General features: G+C 70.4%; 12 protein-coding genes. 11 read left to right on the top strand and 1 reads right to left on the bottom strand.

All coding sequences use genetic code 11. From position 1 onward, the window contains the following. Positions 1-31: 31 nt before the first annotated feature. The 4 genes from QQY66_RS42310 to QQY66_RS42295 all read left to right on the top strand — a co-directional run bounded on the left by QQY66_RS42310 (position 32) and on the right by QQY66_RS42295 (position 5,741). Complete coding sequence (locus QQY66_RS42310) at positions 32-1,222, top strand: sensor histidine kinase (protein ID WP_301985717.1); 1,191 nt, start codon at positions 32-34, stop codon at positions 1,220-1,222. Further along, a complete protein-coding gene (locus QQY66_RS42305; RefSeq protein ID WP_301985716.1) occupies positions 1,219-1,887 on the top strand; it encodes a response regulator transcription factor in 669 nt (222 codons plus the stop codon). The genes QQY66_RS42310 and QQY66_RS42305 overlap by 4 nt, the downstream gene beginning before the upstream one ends. 129 nt (positions 1,888-2,016) lie before the next feature. After that, positions 2,017-4,125: an efflux RND transporter permease subunit gene (locus QQY66_RS42300; RefSeq protein ID WP_301985715.1), complete on the top strand. Its 2,109-nt coding sequence runs from the start codon at positions 2,017-2,019 to the stop codon at positions 4,123-4,125. A gap of 221 nt (positions 4,126-4,346) precedes the next feature. Beyond that, the gene (locus QQY66_RS42295) at positions 4,347-5,741 is read left to right on the top strand and encodes a glycoside hydrolase family 16 protein (protein WP_301985713.1); all 1,395 of its coding nucleotides are present in this window, start codon (positions 4,347-4,349) and stop codon (positions 5,739-5,741) included. Between the two features lie 72 nt (positions 5,742-5,813). On the opposite strand, the gene QQY66_RS42290 is transcribed toward QQY66_RS42295, so the two are convergent. Further along, positions 5,814-6,722 carry an AraC family transcriptional regulator gene (locus QQY66_RS42290; RefSeq protein ID WP_301985712.1) on the bottom strand — a complete coding sequence of 303 codons (909 nt, stop codon included), beginning with the start codon at positions 6,720-6,722 and terminating at the stop codon, positions 5,814-5,816. A gap of 144 nt (positions 6,723-6,866) precedes the next feature. Between QQY66_RS42290 and tkt the strand changes: the two genes are divergently transcribed. The 7 genes from tkt to QQY66_RS42255 all read left to right on the top strand — a co-directional run bounded on the left by tkt (position 6,867) and on the right by QQY66_RS42255 (position 16,006). Continuing rightward, entirely contained in the window at positions 6,867-8,942 is a 2,076-nt protein-coding gene (gene tkt, locus QQY66_RS42285; protein ID WP_301985711.1) for a transketolase, read from the top strand. A 27-nt stretch (positions 8,943-8,969) separates the two neighbouring features. Beyond that, positions 8,970-10,133 (top strand): transaldolase, encoded by a 1,164-nt coding sequence (gene tal, locus QQY66_RS42280; RefSeq protein ID WP_301985710.1) that lies wholly within the window; start codon positions 8,970-8,972, stop codon positions 10,131-10,133. Further along, the gene (gene zwf / locus QQY66_RS42275; protein ID WP_301985709.1) at positions 10,130-11,674 is read left to right on the top strand and encodes a glucose-6-phosphate dehydrogenase; all 1,545 of its coding nucleotides are present in this window, start codon (positions 10,130-10,132) and stop codon (positions 11,672-11,674) included. Before tal ends, zwf begins: the two co-directional genes overlap by 4 nt. Then, on the top strand, positions 11,671-12,606 hold the full coding sequence (gene opcA / locus QQY66_RS42270; protein ID WP_301985708.1) for a glucose-6-phosphate dehydrogenase assembly protein OpcA: 936 nt from the start codon (positions 11,671-11,673) through the stop codon (positions 12,604-12,606). The genes zwf and opcA overlap by 4 nt, the downstream gene beginning before the upstream one ends. Before the next feature lie 263 nt (positions 12,607-12,869). Further along, the gene (gene pgi / locus QQY66_RS42265) at positions 12,870-14,522 is read left to right on the top strand and encodes a glucose-6-phosphate isomerase (protein ID WP_301985707.1); all 1,653 of its coding nucleotides are present in this window, start codon (positions 12,870-12,872) and stop codon (positions 14,520-14,522) included. A gap of 11 nt (positions 14,523-14,533) precedes the next feature. After that, positions 14,534-15,412, top strand: coding sequence for a phosphogluconate dehydrogenase (NAD(+)-dependent, decarboxylating) (gnd, locus tag QQY66_RS42260; RefSeq protein WP_301987678.1), 879 nt, complete (start codon positions 14,534-14,536; stop codon positions 15,410-15,412). A gap of 6 nt (positions 15,413-15,418) precedes the next feature. After that, positions 15,419-16,006: a histidine phosphatase family protein gene (locus QQY66_RS42255; RefSeq protein WP_301985706.1), complete on the top strand. Its 588-nt coding sequence runs from the start codon at positions 15,419-15,421 to the stop codon at positions 16,004-16,006. Positions 16,007-16,016: the final 10 nt, after the last annotated feature.

The raw sequence follows: 16,016 nt of genomic DNA, 5'->3' as shown, positions 1-16,016 counted from the left end.
CTGGAAGGGCCCTTGCCCCGAGGAGCCGCCCATGTCCCCACCGCCTTGGATCACGCCTGCCGTCACCCGGCTGCGCACGGCGAATCCGTATGCCGTCGACGGCGCGCTGGCCGCGCTGGTGCTGTTCGCCGCCTCCCTGCAGTGGATCTTCCGCGGCGACACCGACGACAAGCTGACCTGGCAGGGCTGGCTGCTCGCGGCGGCCACGGCCGTGCCGCTGGTGTGGCGGCGCCGGGCGCCGTTCGCGACCGCGTGGGCCGTGTCCGCGGCCACGACCGCGATGGCCGTCTATCACGCGCCACCGCCGGACGTGGCGTACGGCGGGCTGGTCGTCCTCTACACGATGGCCGCGCAGGGCCGCCCCTGGCAGCGACGCGTGATGCTGGTGGGCTGGATCCTCGGGGTCACCCTCACCATGCAGCACAAGGCGAATCCCCTCCCCTTCGAGTACGCCTTCCAGCTGCTGAGCGTCGCCTGCGCGTACGGGTTCGGCATACTCGCACGCGTCCAGCGCGCCTACACCGCGGCGCTGGTGGACCGGGCCCGCCGCCTGGAGCGGGAGCGTGCCGCGGACACCGCGCGGGCGACGACGCAGGAGCGTGCCCGGATCGCCCGGGACATGCACGACATCCTGGCCCACGCGGTGAGCCTGATGGTGGTGCAGGCCGAGGCGGGACCGGTGGTGGTGCGCAGCGATCCGGCGCGCGCGGAGGCCGCGTTCGACGCGATCGCGGCGACCGGCCGGGACGCGATGTCCCAACTGCGCCGTATCCTCGGAGTCCTCAAGGAAGAGCAGCGCGACGGCGCCCCGGACCGTCTGCCGCAGCCGGATGTGGCCGCCCTTTCCAGCCTGGTCCGGCAGGTCACCGACTCCACCGGCCTGCACGTCGAGCTGCGCACCACGGGCGAGCCCCGCCCGCTGCCGCCGGACACCGAAGTCGCCGCCTACCGTGTCGTGCAGGAAGCCCTCACCAACACCGTGAAGCATGCGTACGCTTCCTCCGCGACGGTCGCGCTCGACTGGCTGGAGGACGAATTGAGACTCGTGGTGACGGACGACGGACGGGGCCCGTCCGGTCCGGGCGGCGGGCACGGTCTGATCGGCATCCGCGAACGCGCCGCCGCCTGCGGGGGCAGCGCACGCGCCGGGCGCGGCCCGGACGGCGGCTTCCAGGTCGTCGTACGCCTCCCGGCCGCGGACCGGCAGGCGGCGCTGGGGTGAGCATCCGCGTGGTCGTCGCCGACGACCAGGAGCTGGTCCGCAGCGGCTTCACCATGATCCTGGAGGCGCAGCCGGACATCGAGGTGGTCGCCGAGGCGGGCGACGGCGCGGAGGCGGTCGCCGCGGTGCGGCAGCACACCCCCGACGTCCTGCTGCTCGACATCCGCATGCCCGGCACGGACGGTCTGGAGGCGGCCCGGCAGGTGTGCGCGCAGTCCAGCTGCAAGGTCGTCATGCTCACCACGTTCGACCTCGACGAGTATGTCTACGAGGCGCTGTACGCGGGCGCCAGCGGCTTCCTGCTCAAGGACGTCCGCCGGGACGACCTGGTGCACGCCGTACGGGTCGTCGCGGGCGGCGACTCGCTGCTCGCCCCGACCGTGACCCGCCGGCTGGTCGCGGACATCGTGCGGCGCCGCCGCGAGGAGGCCACCGCCGAGGTCACGCCCGACCGGCTGGAGGTCCTGACCGCGCGCGAGGTGGAGACCCTGCGGATGCTCGCCCGCGGACTGTCCAACGCCGAGATCGCCACGACCCTCTTCGTCAGCGAGCACACCGTCAAGACCCATGTCAGCAACGTGCTCAGCAAGCTCGGTCTGAGGGACCGGGTGCAGGCCGTGATCTGCGCGTACGAGACCGGCCTGGTGACCCCCGGCTCCCCCTAGCGAGGGAGACACGGGCCCGCCTCCCCCGTACGGCCCAGTGCCCGAAACCGCTCCCTCCGGCGATCCGGTGACACCCCCGCGCGCACGAGCCTGAAGGCGAAGTCAACCGACGACTCGCCGGGAGGGACCGTGCTCGCCACGCTCGCCCGGACGGCAACCCGCCGTCCGCTCACCGTCATCCTCTTGTGGGTGCTCTTCCTGCTGCTCGGCTTCGGGCTCGGAACGGGCGTCTTCGGCCGGCTCTCCGACAACGTGCCCGAAGTGCCCGGCACGGAGTCGGAGCGGGCCGCGCAGCACCTCGACGGCGTCGACCCGACCGGTGACTCGATCACCGGCGTCGTGGAGGGCGTCGCCGTCCTGGACCCCGCCCTGCGCACCCAGGTCGAGCGGGCCGTCGCGGACGTCCGTGACATCGCCGGGGTCGCCGCGGTGCCGGACCCGTACGCGACCCGCGGCCTGGTCGCCGAGGACGGACAGGCGCTGCTCGTGTCCGTCACCCTCCAGGGCGGTCTGGACGACGAGGACGAGGAGGCTGCGGTGGACGCGGCGGCCACCCGCATCCATCAGATCGACGCGCCCGAAGTCCATGTCAGCGGCGGCTCCTTGCTGGGCACCCAGCTCGGTGAGCGCGCCCAGGAGGACGTACGGAACGCGGAGTTGATCTCCCTGCCGGTCGTGCTGGCGCTGCTGCTGGTCATCTTCGGCGGGCTGCGCGCGGCCGGGCTGCCGCTGATGGTGGCGGTCAGCGGGATCGCGGGCGCCTTCCTGGCGCTGTTCGGCTTCAGCCAGTTCACCGACATCTCCGTGTACGCGATCCAGGTGACCACGATGCTGGGCCTCGGACTCGCCGTGGACTACGCCCTGTTGATGGTGGTCCGCTTCCGCGAGGAACGCAGGCATACCGCGGACGTCGTCGAGGCGGTGCACCGCACGGTCGAGCAGGCCGGGCGGACCGTGCTGTTCTCGGGGCTCACGGTGGCGGTCAGCCTGACCGGGCTGCTGGTCTTCCCGAGCGTCTTCCTGCGCAGCATGGGCCTGGCCGTGGCCGCCGTGGTGGTCATCGACATGCTGGCCGCGCTGACGCTGCTGCCCGCCCTCCTGACCAAGTTCGGCGCGAAGATCGCCCCGGCGAAGGAGCGGCCCGAGGGCGAGGAGGGCCGCCTGTTCGCCCGCCTGGCCCGCTTCGCCGCCCGCCGCCGTATCGCCGTGGTCGCGGTCGTCGTCCCGGTGCTCCTCGTCCTGGCCCTGCCCGTCACCGGCATGCGCATCAACATCGGCGGCGCCGACCAACTGCCGTCGAGCACCGAAGCACGGCAGTTGTACGACACCGTCGACGCGTACTTCCCGCCGGGCACCGGCGTCTCGCCGATCACCGTCGTCCTCAAGCCCGGCACCGACCCCGCCACCGCGGACGAGATCCGCGCGCTGTCCCCGGACGCGGAAACGCGCGAACTGCCGGGCGGCACCACGGTCATGGAACTCCAGCCACCCGGCAGCGTCGACGGCGACGCGGCCACCGACCTCGTCAAACAGGTACGAGACCTGCGCGGCGACGAACCGATCGAGGTCACCGGCGTGGCGGCCCGGCTGGTCGACTTCCGCGACATGCTCTCCGACCGCGCACCCTGGGCGGCCGTGACCGTCCTGGCCGGCATCTTCGCCCTGCTGTTCGCGTTCACCGGCTCGGTGCTGATCCCGCTGCGCACCATCCTCACCACGCTGCTCAGCCTGGGCGCCGCGCTCGGTGTGGTGGTCTGGGTGTTCCAGGACGGTCACCTGGCAGGTCTGTTGGGCTCCCAGGAACTGGGCGCGCTCAGCCTCACCGCACCACCACTGATCGTCGCGATCGCGTTCGGACTCGCCATGGACTACGAGCTGTTCATCCTGGCCCGGATGCGCGAGGCCCGGCAGCAGACCGGGGACGACCAGGAGGCCGTGGTGACCGGCCTGCGCCGCTCCGGCCGCGTGGTCACCTGCGCCGCCCTGCTCCTCGCCGTCGTCTTCGGCGCGTTCATGACCGGCGGCTTCTCCCCCATCCTGCAGATCGGCCTCGGCCTCACGCTCGCGGTCCTCATCGACGCCACGGTCGTACGGATGCTGCTCGTCCCGGCGACGATGGCGCTGCTGGGCCGGTACGCCTGGTGGGCACCGAAGCCACTGCGGCGGGCACACGACCGGTTCGGGCTGAGCGAGGAGGCGGCACCGGCTCCAGCGCCCTATGTGGGCAACCGGGTGTGACCGCGTGCTGACGCGGGCCGGCGCGGGTCGACGCCCGCGCCGGTCAGCGCGCTTTGGGCCGGTACGCGTCCATTCATGGTGTGAACTCCACCGAGCCCCAGGGGCGTTCACGGTTTTACCTCTTGACGACCGGAGTGACCGGGAGCACATTGGCGGCACTCTGAGAGCGCTCTCAGAGGCATCCCGCGCATATCGACTCCGTACCCGAGAGGCACCTCCCCATGAGTGAACCCTCCGGCACACCCCACAGACGGCGCCCCCTGCGCCGCGCACTCGTCGCCGTACTGAGCACCCTCGGTCTCGCGGCGGTCGCCGCCACCGCCGCCACACCGTCCGCGATCGCCGACGCTCCCTCGCCGCCGTCGGGCTGGACGCAGGTCTTCGTGGACGACTTCAACGGCGCCGCGGGCACCGGCGTCAACACCGCGAACTGGCAGTACGCGACCGGCCACGGCTACCCCGGCGGCCCCGCCAACTGGGGCACCGGCGAGATCGAGAACATGACGTCGAGCACGAACAACGTGGCCCTGGACGGCAGCGGCAACCTGCGCATCACCCCGCGCCGCGACGCCTCCGGCAACTGGACGTCCGGCCGGATCGAGACCAACCGCGGCGACTTCCAGCCGCCGGCGGGCGGCAAACTGCGCGTGCAGTCCCGGATCCAGATGCCCAACGTCACCGGCGCGGCGGCCCGCGGCTACTGGCCGGCGTTCTGGATGCTGGGCACCCCGTACCGCGGCAACTACTGGAACTGGCCGAGCGTCGGCGAGCTGGACATCCTGGAGAACGTCCAGGGCCTCAACACCGTGTGGTCGACGATGCACTGCGGTACGAGCCCCGGCGGGCCCTGCAACGAGACGACGGGCATCGGCGGTTCGCGGGCCTGTCCCGGCGCCACCTGCCAGGCGGGCTTCCACACCTTCGCGATGGAGTGGGACCGCTCGACCAGCCCGGAGCAGATCCGGTTCTACGTCGACGACATCAACTACCACACGGTGCGCGCCGATCAGGTCGACGCGACGACGTGGAGCAACGCCACCAACCACGGCTTCTTCATCATCCTGAACGTAGCGATGGGCGGCGGCTTCGTGGACGCGTTCGGCGGCGGCCCGGACGCCGCGACCGTGCCGGGGCACTCGATGGTCGTCGACTACGTCCAGGTGCTGTCCAGCGGGAGCGGTACCACACCTCCGCCGACCGGCAACCGTGACGCCTACAGCGCCATCCAGGCCGAGTCGTACGACGGACAGTCCGGCACGATGACCGAGTCGACGTCGGACTCGGGCGGCGGGCAGAACATCGGGGCGGTGGGCAACGGCGACTGGGCGCTGTTCCGGGGCGTCAAATTCGGCTCCACAGCGGCTACTCAGTTCAACGCCAGGGTCGCGAGCGGCGCCGGGTCCGGCGTGAGCGGTCTGGTCGAGGTGCGCCTGGACAGTCGTACCAACGCACCCATCGGGAGCTTCGCCGTCGGCAACACCGGTGGCTGGCAGTCCTGGCGGACCGTTCCGGCGAACATCAGCTCCGTGACCGGGACGCATGATGTGTATCTGACGTTCAGCAGTGGGCAGTCGGCCGACTTTGTGAATATGAACTGGTTCAACTTCGGCCGCTGACGGGTTACTTCCCGAGGGGGCTCCACGCGCGCGTGGAGCCCCCCTTTCTTGAGCGCAGTTCCGCCTTGAACTTCACCGAAGCTCCGCCCGGAACGCCGCCGGCGTCAGGTCCGTGTGCTGGTGGAAGAACTTGGAGAAGTTGGCGGCGTCGGGGAAGCCGACGGCGGCGCCGATGCGGCCGATCGGCATGTCGGTGTGGGCCAGTAGGCGCTTGGCCTCGAGGATGACGCGTTTGTCGATGAAGCCCTTGGGGGTCTCGCCGGTGGCGGAGCGGACGGCGCGGACGAGGGTGCGGCGGGAGTAGCCGAGGGCGTCGGCGTAGGCGCTGACGCTGTGGTTGGTGGCGAAGCCCTTCTCGACCGCGTCCCGGAAGAGGGTGAAGGTGGTGTCGGCCTGCCGGCGTGCCGCCTCCGCGGAGCTGGCCGCGAGGTGGGCCAGGCGCAGCAGGAGCGCCGTGAGGGAGTGGCGTAGAACCGCGGTGTGCAGGCTCAGGGGGAGCGTGCTCGTGTCCTCGTACTCGCGTTGCAGGTGGTTCAGGGCCGCCTGGAGACCGGTGCGTTGTGCGTCGTCGGGGTGGAGCAGGGGCGGCAGGTCGTAGCGGTAGAGGCCGGTCGCCTCCACGGTGGCGCGGGGCAGGAAACCGGGCTGCATGGTCAGGACGGTGCCGCGGTACTCGCTCGTGCGGGAGAAGCGGTGCACCTGGCCGGGGCGGATCCAGAGGATGTCGCCGGCCGTCGCCTCGTACTCGGCGAAGTCGATCATGTGGTGTACGGGGCCCTCGCTGAAGAGCATCACCACGTGGAAGTCGATGCGGTGCACGCGGTCCAGCGGGGCGTCGGCGGCGTGCCAGGTGCGGTCGGTGCCCATCGGGCCGACCTGCATGCCGACTCCGCACACGCTCAGCTCGACCGGGAAAGGGAACGTTCGGATGCCGTCTCCGCTCCCGTCACCGCCTGCGGCTTGGATGGTTGTGTCCGCCATGTCCTACTCATGCCGCCCTGTCGCGCCGTCCGTGTCCCAGTTTCACCACAGGCTGGCACACGATGACCTTCCCTCCGAAAAGTCAGACTTTTAGTTTTGAAGGCGTTCCGCTGGTCAGACCCTTCCCGTGAGGACTTCTTGAAGATGAGCGCGCAGACTTCAGACCGTCTCGAGTGGACCGACCTCGACCGGCGTGCCGTCGACACCGCCCGCATCCTGGCGGCCGATGCCGTACAGCGAGTGGGGAACGGGCACCCCGGTACCGCGATGAGCCTGGCCCCGGCCGCGTACACGATCTTTCAGAAGGTGATGCGTCACGATCCCGCCGATCCCGAGTGGACCGGGCGGGATCGTTTCGTTCTCTCCCCCGGCCACACCTCACTCACCCTCTACACCCAGCTCTTCCTCGCCGGGTACGAGCTGGAGCTGGACGACCTGAAGGCGTTCCGGACCCATGGGTCGAAGACTCCGGGCCATCCCGAGTACGGGCACACGGCGGGTGTCGAGACCACGACCGGTCCGCTCGGCCAGGGCGTCGCGAATGCCGTCGGCATGGCGATGGCCGCCCGATACGAGCGCGGGCTGTTCGACCCCGAGGCGGCCGAGGGCGAGTCCCCCTTCGACCACACCATCTGGGCGATCGTCTCCGACGGCGACCTGGAGGAGGGGATCTCCGCGGAGGCCTCCTCCCTCGCGGGGCACCAGAAGCTCGGCAACCTGGTCTTCCTGTACGACGACAACCACATCTCCATCGAGGGCGACACCGCGACGGCCTTCTCCGAGGACGTGCTGAAGCGGTACGAGGCCTACGGCTGGCACACCCACCGCATCGAGCCCGCCGCCGACGGCGACATCGATGTCCACGCCCTCCATACGGCGCTGAAGGCCGCGCAGGCCGAGACCCGGCGCCCCTCGATCATCGCGATGCGCACGATCATCGCCTGGCCCGCTCCGAACGCGCAGAACACCGAGGCTTCGCACGGCTCGGCGCTCGGCGAGGACGAGGTGGCCGCCACCAAGCGCGTCCTCGGCTTCGACCCGGAGCAGACCTTCGAGGTCGCGGGCGACGTCCTCGCCCACACCCGTACCGCCCTCGACCGGGGCGCCGAGGCGCACGCCGCCTGGGACAAGCGGATCGCCGAGTGGCGCGCCGCCTCCCCCGAGCGCGCCCGGCTCTTCGACCGGGTCGTGGCCGGTCAGCTGCCCGAGGGCTGGGAGTCCGCGCTTCCCGTCTTCGAGGAGGGCAAGTCCCTCGCCACCCGCGCCGCCTCCGGCAAGGTCCTCCAGGCGCTCGGGCCGGTGCTGCCCGAGCTGTGGGGCGGTTCCGCCGACCTGGCCGGCTCGAACAACACCACCATCGACAAGACGTCGTCGTTCCTGCCGAAGGGCAACCCGCTGCCGGAGGCCGACCCGTACGGCCGGACCATCCACTTCGGCATCCGCGAGCACTCCATGGCCGCGGAGATGAACGGCATCGCGCTGCACGGCAACACCCGTATCTACGGCGGCACCTTCCTGGTGTTCTCCGACTACATGCGCAACGCCGTGCGCCTGTCCGCGCTGATGCAGCTGCCGGTGACGTACGTGTGGACGCACGACTCCATCGGTCTCGGCGAGGACGGCCCGACACACCAGCCGGTCGAGCATCTGGCCTCGCTGCGCGCCATCCCCGGCCTGAACATCGTCCGGCCCGCCGATGCCAACGAGACGGCCGTCGCCTGGGCCGAGATCCTCCAGCGGCACGCCACCGACCCGGCGCCGCACGGCCTCGCCCTCACCCGTCAGGGTGTGCCGACGTACGCGCGCAACGAGGACGCGGCAAAGGGCGGTTACGTCCTGCGCGAGTCCTCCACCGCGACGCCGGAGGTGATCCTGATCGCCACCGGCTCGGAGGTCCAGCTCGCTGTCGCCGCGCGCGAGGAGCTGGAGGCCGAGGGTGTGGGCACCCGGGTGGTGTCGATGCCGTCCGTGGAGTGGTTCGAGGAGCAGCCCCGTGAGTACCGCGAGACCGTCCTTCCGCCGTCCGTGAAGGCGCGCGTCGCCGTCGAGGCCGGGGTGGGTCTGACGTGGTACCGCTTCGTGGGGGACGCGGGACGCATCGTCTCGCTGGAGCACTTCGGCGCCTCCGCCGACGCCAGGACCCTGTTCGCCGAGTACGGATTCACCGCCGAGAACGTCGCCGCCGCAGCCCGGGCCTCCCTCGCTGCCGCGCGTGCCTGATCCGATCGCCAGAAAGAGGATGACACTGTGACCATCGAAGCGACCGCCACCGCGGAAGCCCTCCGGCGCCTGTCCGACGAGGGCGTCTCCATCTGGCTGGACGACCTGTCCCGCAAGCGGATCACCTCGGGCAACCTCGCCGAACTCATCGCCGGCAAGCACGTCGTCGGCGTCACCACCAACCCGTCGATCTTCCAGGCCGCGATCGGCTCGGGTGAGGGGTACGAGGAGCAGCTCTCCGACCTCGCCGCGCGCGGTGTCACGGTCGACGAGGCCGTACGGATGATGACCACCGCCGACGTCCGTGCCGCCGCCGACATCCTGCGGCCGGTGTACGACGCGACCGGCGGACGGGACGGCCGGGTCTCCATCGAGGTCGACCCGCGGCTGGCGCACGACACCAAGGCGACCGTCGCCGAGGCCAAGCAGCTTGCCTGGCTGGTCGACCGCCCCAACGTGATGATCAAGATTCCGGCGACGAAGGCCGGTCTCCCGGCGATCACCGAGGTCATCGGCCTCGGTATCAGCGTCAATGTCACGCTGATCTTCTCGCTGGAGCGGTACCGCGAGGTCATGGACGCCTACCTGGCGGGCCTGGAGAAGGCCGCCGCCAAGGGCCTCGACCTCGCCGCCATCCACTCCGTGGCCTCCTTCTTCGTCTCCCGCGTCGACAGCGAGATCGACAAGCGACTGACGGTGCTGGGCACCGACGAGGCCCTCGGCCTGAAGGGCAAGGCGGCGCTCGCCAATGCCCGGCTCGCCTATGAGGCGTACGAGGACAGGTTCGGCTCTGCCGACAATTCAGCACGCGGCGGCACCCGCTGGACCGGCCTCGCCGGCGCCCGCGCCAACAAGCAGCGCCCGCTGTGGGCCTCGACCGGCGTGAAGGACCCGGCGTACAAGGACACGCTGTACGTCGACGAGCTGGTCGCGCCCGGCACCGTCAACACGATGCCGGAGGCCACGCTGAACGCCACCGCCGACCACGGCGTGATCACCGGCGACACGGTGAGCGGCGGCTACGCCCAGGCACGCGCCGACCTGGCCGCCGTAGAGACGCTCGGGATCTCGTACGACGAGGTCGTGCAGCAGCTGGAGGACGAGGGCGTCGCCAAGTTCGCGGTGGCCTGGCAGGACCTGCTGGACGCCGTGGCGAAGTCGCTGAGCAGCAAGGGGGTCGACGGGGAATGAGCGAGGAACTGACCGAGGTCGACCGGTCCAACCCGCTGCGTGATGCCCGTGACCGCCGGCTCCCGCGGATCGCGGGCCCGTCCGGGCTCGTCATCTTCGGCGTCACCGGCGACCTGTCCCGCAAGAAGCTGATGCCGGCGGTGTACGACCTCGCCAACCGCGGGATGCTCCCGCCGGGCTTCTCCCTCGTCGGCTTCGCCCGGCGGGACTGGGAGGACCAGGACTTCGCGCAGGTCGTGCACGACTCGGTCCGCGAGCATGCGCGTACGGAGTTCCGCGAGGAGGTCTGGCATCAGCTCGCCGAGGGCATGCGGTTCATCCCCGGCGACTTCGACGACGACCAGGCGTTCAAGCAACTCCGTTCCGCAGTCGACGAGTTGGACGCCTCGCGGGGCACCAGTGGCAACTACGCCTTCTATCTCTCCGTACCGCCGAAGTTCTTCCCGAAGGTCGTCCAGCAGCTGAAGAAGCACGGTCTGGCGAACGCGCCCGAGGGCTCGTGGCGGCGCGCGGTGATCGAGAAGCCGTTCGGCCACGACCTCACCAGCGCCCGTGAGCTGAACGCGATCGTGCACGACGTGTTCGAGCCGGACCAGGTCTTCCGCATCGACCACTACCTCGGCAAGGAGACCGTCCAGAACATCCTGGCGCTCCGTTTCGCCAACCAGATGTACGAGCCGATCTGGAACCGGTCGTACGTGGACCACATCCAGATCACGATGGCCGAGGACATCGGTATCGGGGGGCGAGCCGGTTACTACGACGGCATCGGCGCCGCCCGAGACGTCATCCAGAACCACCTGCTGCAGCTGATGGCGCTCACCGCGATGGAGGAGCCCATCGCGTTCGACGCGGAGTCGCTGCTGACCGAGAAGCTGAAGGTCCTGAAGTCCGTGCGGCTGCCGGAGAACCTGGGCGAGCACACGGTCCGCGCCCAGTACGCGGAGGGCTGGCAGGGCGGCGCGAAGGTGCCCGGGTACCTCCAGGAGGACGGCATCGACTCCAAGTCGGCGACCGACACCTATGCGGCGATCAAGCTGGAGGTCGACAACCGGCGCTGGGCGGGTATCCCCTTCTATCTGCGCACCGGCAAGCGGCTGGGCCGCCGCGTCACCGAGATCGCGGTCGTCTTCAAGCGGGCACCCCACTCGCCGTTCGACTCGACGGCGACCGAGGAACTCGGCCAGAACGCGATCGTCATCCGTGTCCAGCCCGACGAGGGCATGACGGTCCGGTTCGGGTCGAAGGTGCCGGGCACCTCGATGGAGATCCGGGACGTGTCGATGGACTTCGCGTACGGCGAATCGTTCACGGAGTCCAGTCCGGAGGCGTACGAGCGGCTCATCCTCGACGTCCTTCTGGGCGACGCCAACCTGTTCCCCCGTCACCAGGAAGTGGAAGAGTCCTGGAAGATCCTCGATCCGATCGAGAAGTACTGGGCGAACCACGGCAGGCCCGCGCAGTACGCCTCGGGCAGCTGGGGACCCGAGGAAGCCGACGAGATGCTCGCACGAGACGGACGGAGCTGGCGCAGGCCATGAAGATCGACCTGACCGACACCACGGCAAGCAAGATCAACAAGGCGCTGGTGCAGGGCCGCCGCGCCATCGGCACACCCGCGGTGGGCATGGTCCTGACGATGGTCATCGTCACGGACGAGGAGAACGCCTACGACGCGATCAAGGCGGCCGAGGAGGCCTCGCACGAGCACCCCGCGCGCACCCTGGTCGTCATCAAGCGGCACGCCCGCACCCCGCGCGACCGCACCGCGTCCCACCTCGACGCCGAGGTGCGGGTGGGCGCCGACGCGGGTACCGGCGAGACGGTGGTCCTGCGGACGTACGGCGAGGTGTCCGACCACGCCGACTCCGTCGTCCTGCCGCTGCTGCTGCCGGACGCGCCGGTCGTGGTGTGGTGGCCGGCGGAGGCGCCCGAGAACCCGGCGAAGGACCCGCTGGGCGCGCTGGCCCAGCGCCGGATCACCGACCTGTACGCCGTGGACGACCCGCTGCAGGTCCTGGAGACCCGGGTCCGCTCCTACGCGCCCGGTGACACCGACCTCGCCTGGACCCGGCTGACCCCGTGGCGCTCGATGCTGGCCGCTGCCCTCGACCAGGCCCGGGTGGAGGTGACCTCGGCGGCCGTGGAGGCCGAGGAGGAGAACCCGGCGGCCGAGCTGCTGGCCCGCTGGCTGGAGGCCCGCCTCGGCGTCACGGTCGACCGCGTCGTCACCGCCGGTCCACTCGTCACGGCGGTCCGCCTCGGCACCGCGAACGGCGAGATCGTCATCGACCGTCCCGAGAGCCCGCTGGCCACGCTGTCGCTGCCCGGCCAGCCCTCACGCACCCTCGCGCTGAAGGTCCGCACCACCTCCGAACTCATCGCCGAGGAGCTGCGGCGCCTCGACGCGGACGAGATGTACGCCATCGCCCTGCGTGGCGAGGGGGGGTCTGATGGATCAGGCCGGCCCTGAACGACGGCAGCTCATAACCCCGCCGAGCGGGGGCGATGGGGTACCTCCCGCGCGAGCCGAGCGAAGCCGGTTCGAGCGTGGGGGAGCGTGCAGCTGCAAGGCGGAGGAGGGAGTCATGGCGGAGCCAGTGGGGGTCCCTCCCGCTCGAGCGAAGCCGAGAGTGGGGGAGACCGACGACAACGCCGCAGATGTGCGTGCCAGACCCCGCGACACCGGCAAGATCCATCAGACGCCCCCTCGGGGCACCAAGGAGACCGTCTCCCATGTCTGACTTTCCCAAGCCGACCAGGCGACCCGAGTGGACGGCCCTGGAGGACCACCGCGCCGACGCGCTGCAACGTCCCCGGCTGCGTGAGCTGTTCGCGGACGATCCCGGGCGCGCGGAGCGGTACGTCGTACGCGTCGGCGATCTGCGCATCGACTACTCCAAGCATCTGATCACCGACGAGACGCTGGCCCTGCTCCAGGAACTCGCCACCGCCACCGAGGTGTTCGGGCTGCGCGACGCCATGTTCCGCGGTGACCGCATCAACATCACCGAGGACCGCGCCGTGCTGCACACCGCGCTGCGCGCCCCGCGGGACGCGGTGATCGAGGTCGACGGCGAGAACGTCGTCCCGGGCGTGCACGCCGTCCTCGACAAGATGGCCGACTTCGCGAACCGCGTCCGCTCGGGCGAGTGGACCGGCCACACCGGCAAGCGCATCAAGAACGTGGTCAACATCGGCATCGGCGGCTCCGACCTCGGCCCGGCGATGGCGTACGAGGCGCTGCGCCCGTACACCGCACGGGAGTTGACGTTCCGCTTCGTGTCGAACGTCGACGGCGCCGACCTGCACGAGGCCGTGCGCGACCTGGACCCCGCGGAGACGCTGTTCATCGTCGCGTCGAAGACGTTCACCACGATCGAGACGATCACCAACGCCAAGTCGGCGCGGTCCTGGCTGCTCGCCGGGCTGGGCGGCGACGACAAGGCGGTGGCCCGGCACTTCGTCGCCCTGTCGACGAACGGCGGGAAGGTCACCGAGTTCGGTATCGACCCGGACAACATGTTCGAGTTCTGGGACTGGGTCGGCGGACGGTACTCGTACGACTCGGCGATCGGGCTCTCCCTGATGATCGCCATCGGCCCGGACCGGTTCCGGGAGATGCTCGACGGCTTCCGCATCGTCGACGAGCACTTCAAGAACGCGCCCGCCGAGGCCAACGCCCCGCTGATCATGGGCCTGCTGGGCGTCTGGTACGGCAACTTCTTCGAGGCCGAGTCGCACGCGGTGCTGCCGTACAGCCACTACCTCTCCAAGTTCACCGCCTACTTGCAGCAGCTGGACATGGAGTCCAACGGCAAGTCGGTCGACCGGGACGGGCACACGGTGGGCTGGACCACCGGTCCGGTGGTGTGGGGCACGCCCGGCACCAACGGACAGCACGCCTACTACCAGCTGATCCACCAGGGCACCCGGCTGATCCCCGCCGACCTGATCGGCTTCGCCCGGCCGGTCGGCGAGCTGAGTGACGAACTGGGGGCCCAACACGACCTGTTGATGGCCAACCTGTTCGCGCAGGGACAGGCACTCGCCTTCGGCAAGACCGCCGACGAGGTCCGCGCGGAGGGCGTGCCCGAGGAGCAGATCCCGCACCGCACCTTCCTCGGCAACCACCCGACCACCACGATCCTCGCCCCCGAGCTGACCCCGTCGGTCCTCGGCCAGCTGGTCGCGCTGTACGAGCACAAGGTGTTCGTACAGGGCGCGATCTGGCACATCGACTCCTTCGACCAGTGGGGCGTCGAACTCGGCAAGGTCCTCGCCAAGCGGGTGGAGCCCGCACTGACCGAGGGCACAGACGTCCCCGGCCTCGACCCCTCCACCGCCGCCCTCGTGGCCGCCTACCGCGAACTCAAGGAAGAGAACTGACCATGGCACCGATGCAACTGGGGCTCATCGGCCTCGGCAAGATGGGCGGCAACATGCGCGAGCGGATCCGCCGCGCCGGCCACACCGTCGTCGGCTACGACCGCAACCCCGAGGTCTCCGACGTCAGCAGCCTGACCGAACTGGTCGAGCGGCTCGAAGCGCCGCGCACCATCTGGGTGATGGTCCCGGCCGGCGCCCCCACCCAGTCCGTCGTCGACGAACTCGGCGACCTCCTCCAGCCCGGCGACATCGTCGTCGACGGCGGCAACTCCCGCTGGACCGACGACGAGCGGCACGCCGAGGAACTCGGCGCCAAGGGCATCGGCTTCGTCGACGCCGGTGTCTCCGGCGGCGTGTGGGGCCTGGAGAACGGCTACGCCCTGATGGTCGGCGGCGACAAGGAGCACGTGGACCGGCTCCAGCCCGTCTTCGAGGCACTCAAGCCCGAAGGCCCGTACGGCTATGTCCACGCGGGCAAGGTGGGCGCGGGCCACTTCTCGAAGATGGTCCACAACGGCATCGAGTACGCCATGATGCAGGCCTACGCCGAGGGCTGGGAGCTGCTGGAGGCCGTCGACTCCGTGACCGACGTGCGCGAGGTCTTCCGGTCCTGGCAGGAGGGCACGGTCATCCGCTCCTGGCTGCTCGACCTCGCCGTCAACGCCCTCGACCAGGACGAGCACCTGGACAAGCTGCGCGGCTACGCGGAGGACTCCGGCGAGGGCCGCTGGACCGTGGAGGCCGCCATCGACAACTCGGTCCCGCTGCCCGCCATCACGGCCTCCCTGTTCGCGCGGTTCGCCTCGCGCCAGGACGACTCGCCGCAGATGAAGATGATCGCGGCGCTGCGCAACCAGTTCGGCGGCCACGCCGTCGAGCCGAAGGAGTAGCCGGCCGTGGGAGATCTCCTGCTGGTCCGCCACGGTGAGACGGAGTGGAGCGTGTCGGGCCGGCACACCAGCTGGACCGACCTGCCCCTCACCGGGCACGGCGAGGAAGAGGCCAAGTCTCTCGCCCCGCTCCTCTCGCACCGGACCTTCTCCCTGGCGCTGTCCAGCCCGCTGCACCGTGCGATCCACACCGCCGAACTGGCGGGCCTGTCCGACGTCGTGCCCGACGAGGATCTGCACGAGTGGGACTACGGCGCGTACGAGGGCGTCGCCACCGTCGACATACACCGCACCCGCCCCGACTGGTACCTGTGGACGGACGGCGTGCCACCGGGCCCGGCCGGGCATCCCGGCGAGTCACCGGCCGAGGTCGGCGCTCGCGCGGACCGCGTGCTGTCCCGGGTCGACGACGCGCTCGTCGGCGGAGACGTGATCCTCGTGGCCCACGCCCACTTCCTCCGGGTCCTGACCGCACGGCGGCTGGGGCTTTCGCCCGCGGAGGGACGGCTGTTCCAGCTGGCGACGGGAACGGTGAGCCGGCTGTCCACGGAGCACGGTCGGCCGGTCGTCGCCGAATGGAACGTACGGCCGTAAGTACGTTGTT

Origin of the sequence: Streptomyces sp. DG2A-72, assembly GCF_030499575.1 — a bacterium.
In the GTDB taxonomy this organism is placed as follows: Bacteria; Actinomycetota; Actinomycetes; order Streptomycetales; family Streptomycetaceae; genus Streptomyces.
This window is presented reverse-complemented; position numbering and strand designations above follow the sequence as displayed.

Coding starts and splice junctions, on each gene's coding strand:
- QQY66_RS42310 (WP_301985717.1), top strand. CDS start 32: ATGTCCCCACCGCCTTGGATCACGCCTGCCGTCACCCGGCTGCGCACG.
- QQY66_RS42295 (WP_301985713.1), top strand. CDS start 4,347: ATGAGTGAACCCTCCGGCACACCCCACAGACGGCGCCCCCTGCGCCGC.
- QQY66_RS42290 (WP_301985712.1), bottom strand. CDS start 6,722: ATGGCGGACACAACCATCCAAGCCGCAGGCGGTGACGGGAGCGGAGAC.
- tkt (WP_301985711.1), top strand. CDS start 6,867: ATGAGCGCGCAGACTTCAGACCGTCTCGAGTGGACCGACCTCGACCGG.
- zwf (WP_301985709.1), top strand. CDS start 10,130: ATGAGCGAGGAACTGACCGAGGTCGACCGGTCCAACCCGCTGCGTGAT.
- opcA (WP_301985708.1), top strand. CDS start 11,671: ATGAAGATCGACCTGACCGACACCACGGCAAGCAAGATCAACAAGGCG.
- pgi (WP_301985707.1), top strand. CDS start 12,870: ATGTCTGACTTTCCCAAGCCGACCAGGCGACCCGAGTGGACGGCCCTG.
- gnd (WP_301987678.1), top strand. CDS start 14,534: ATGCAACTGGGGCTCATCGGCCTCGGCAAGATGGGCGGCAACATGCGC.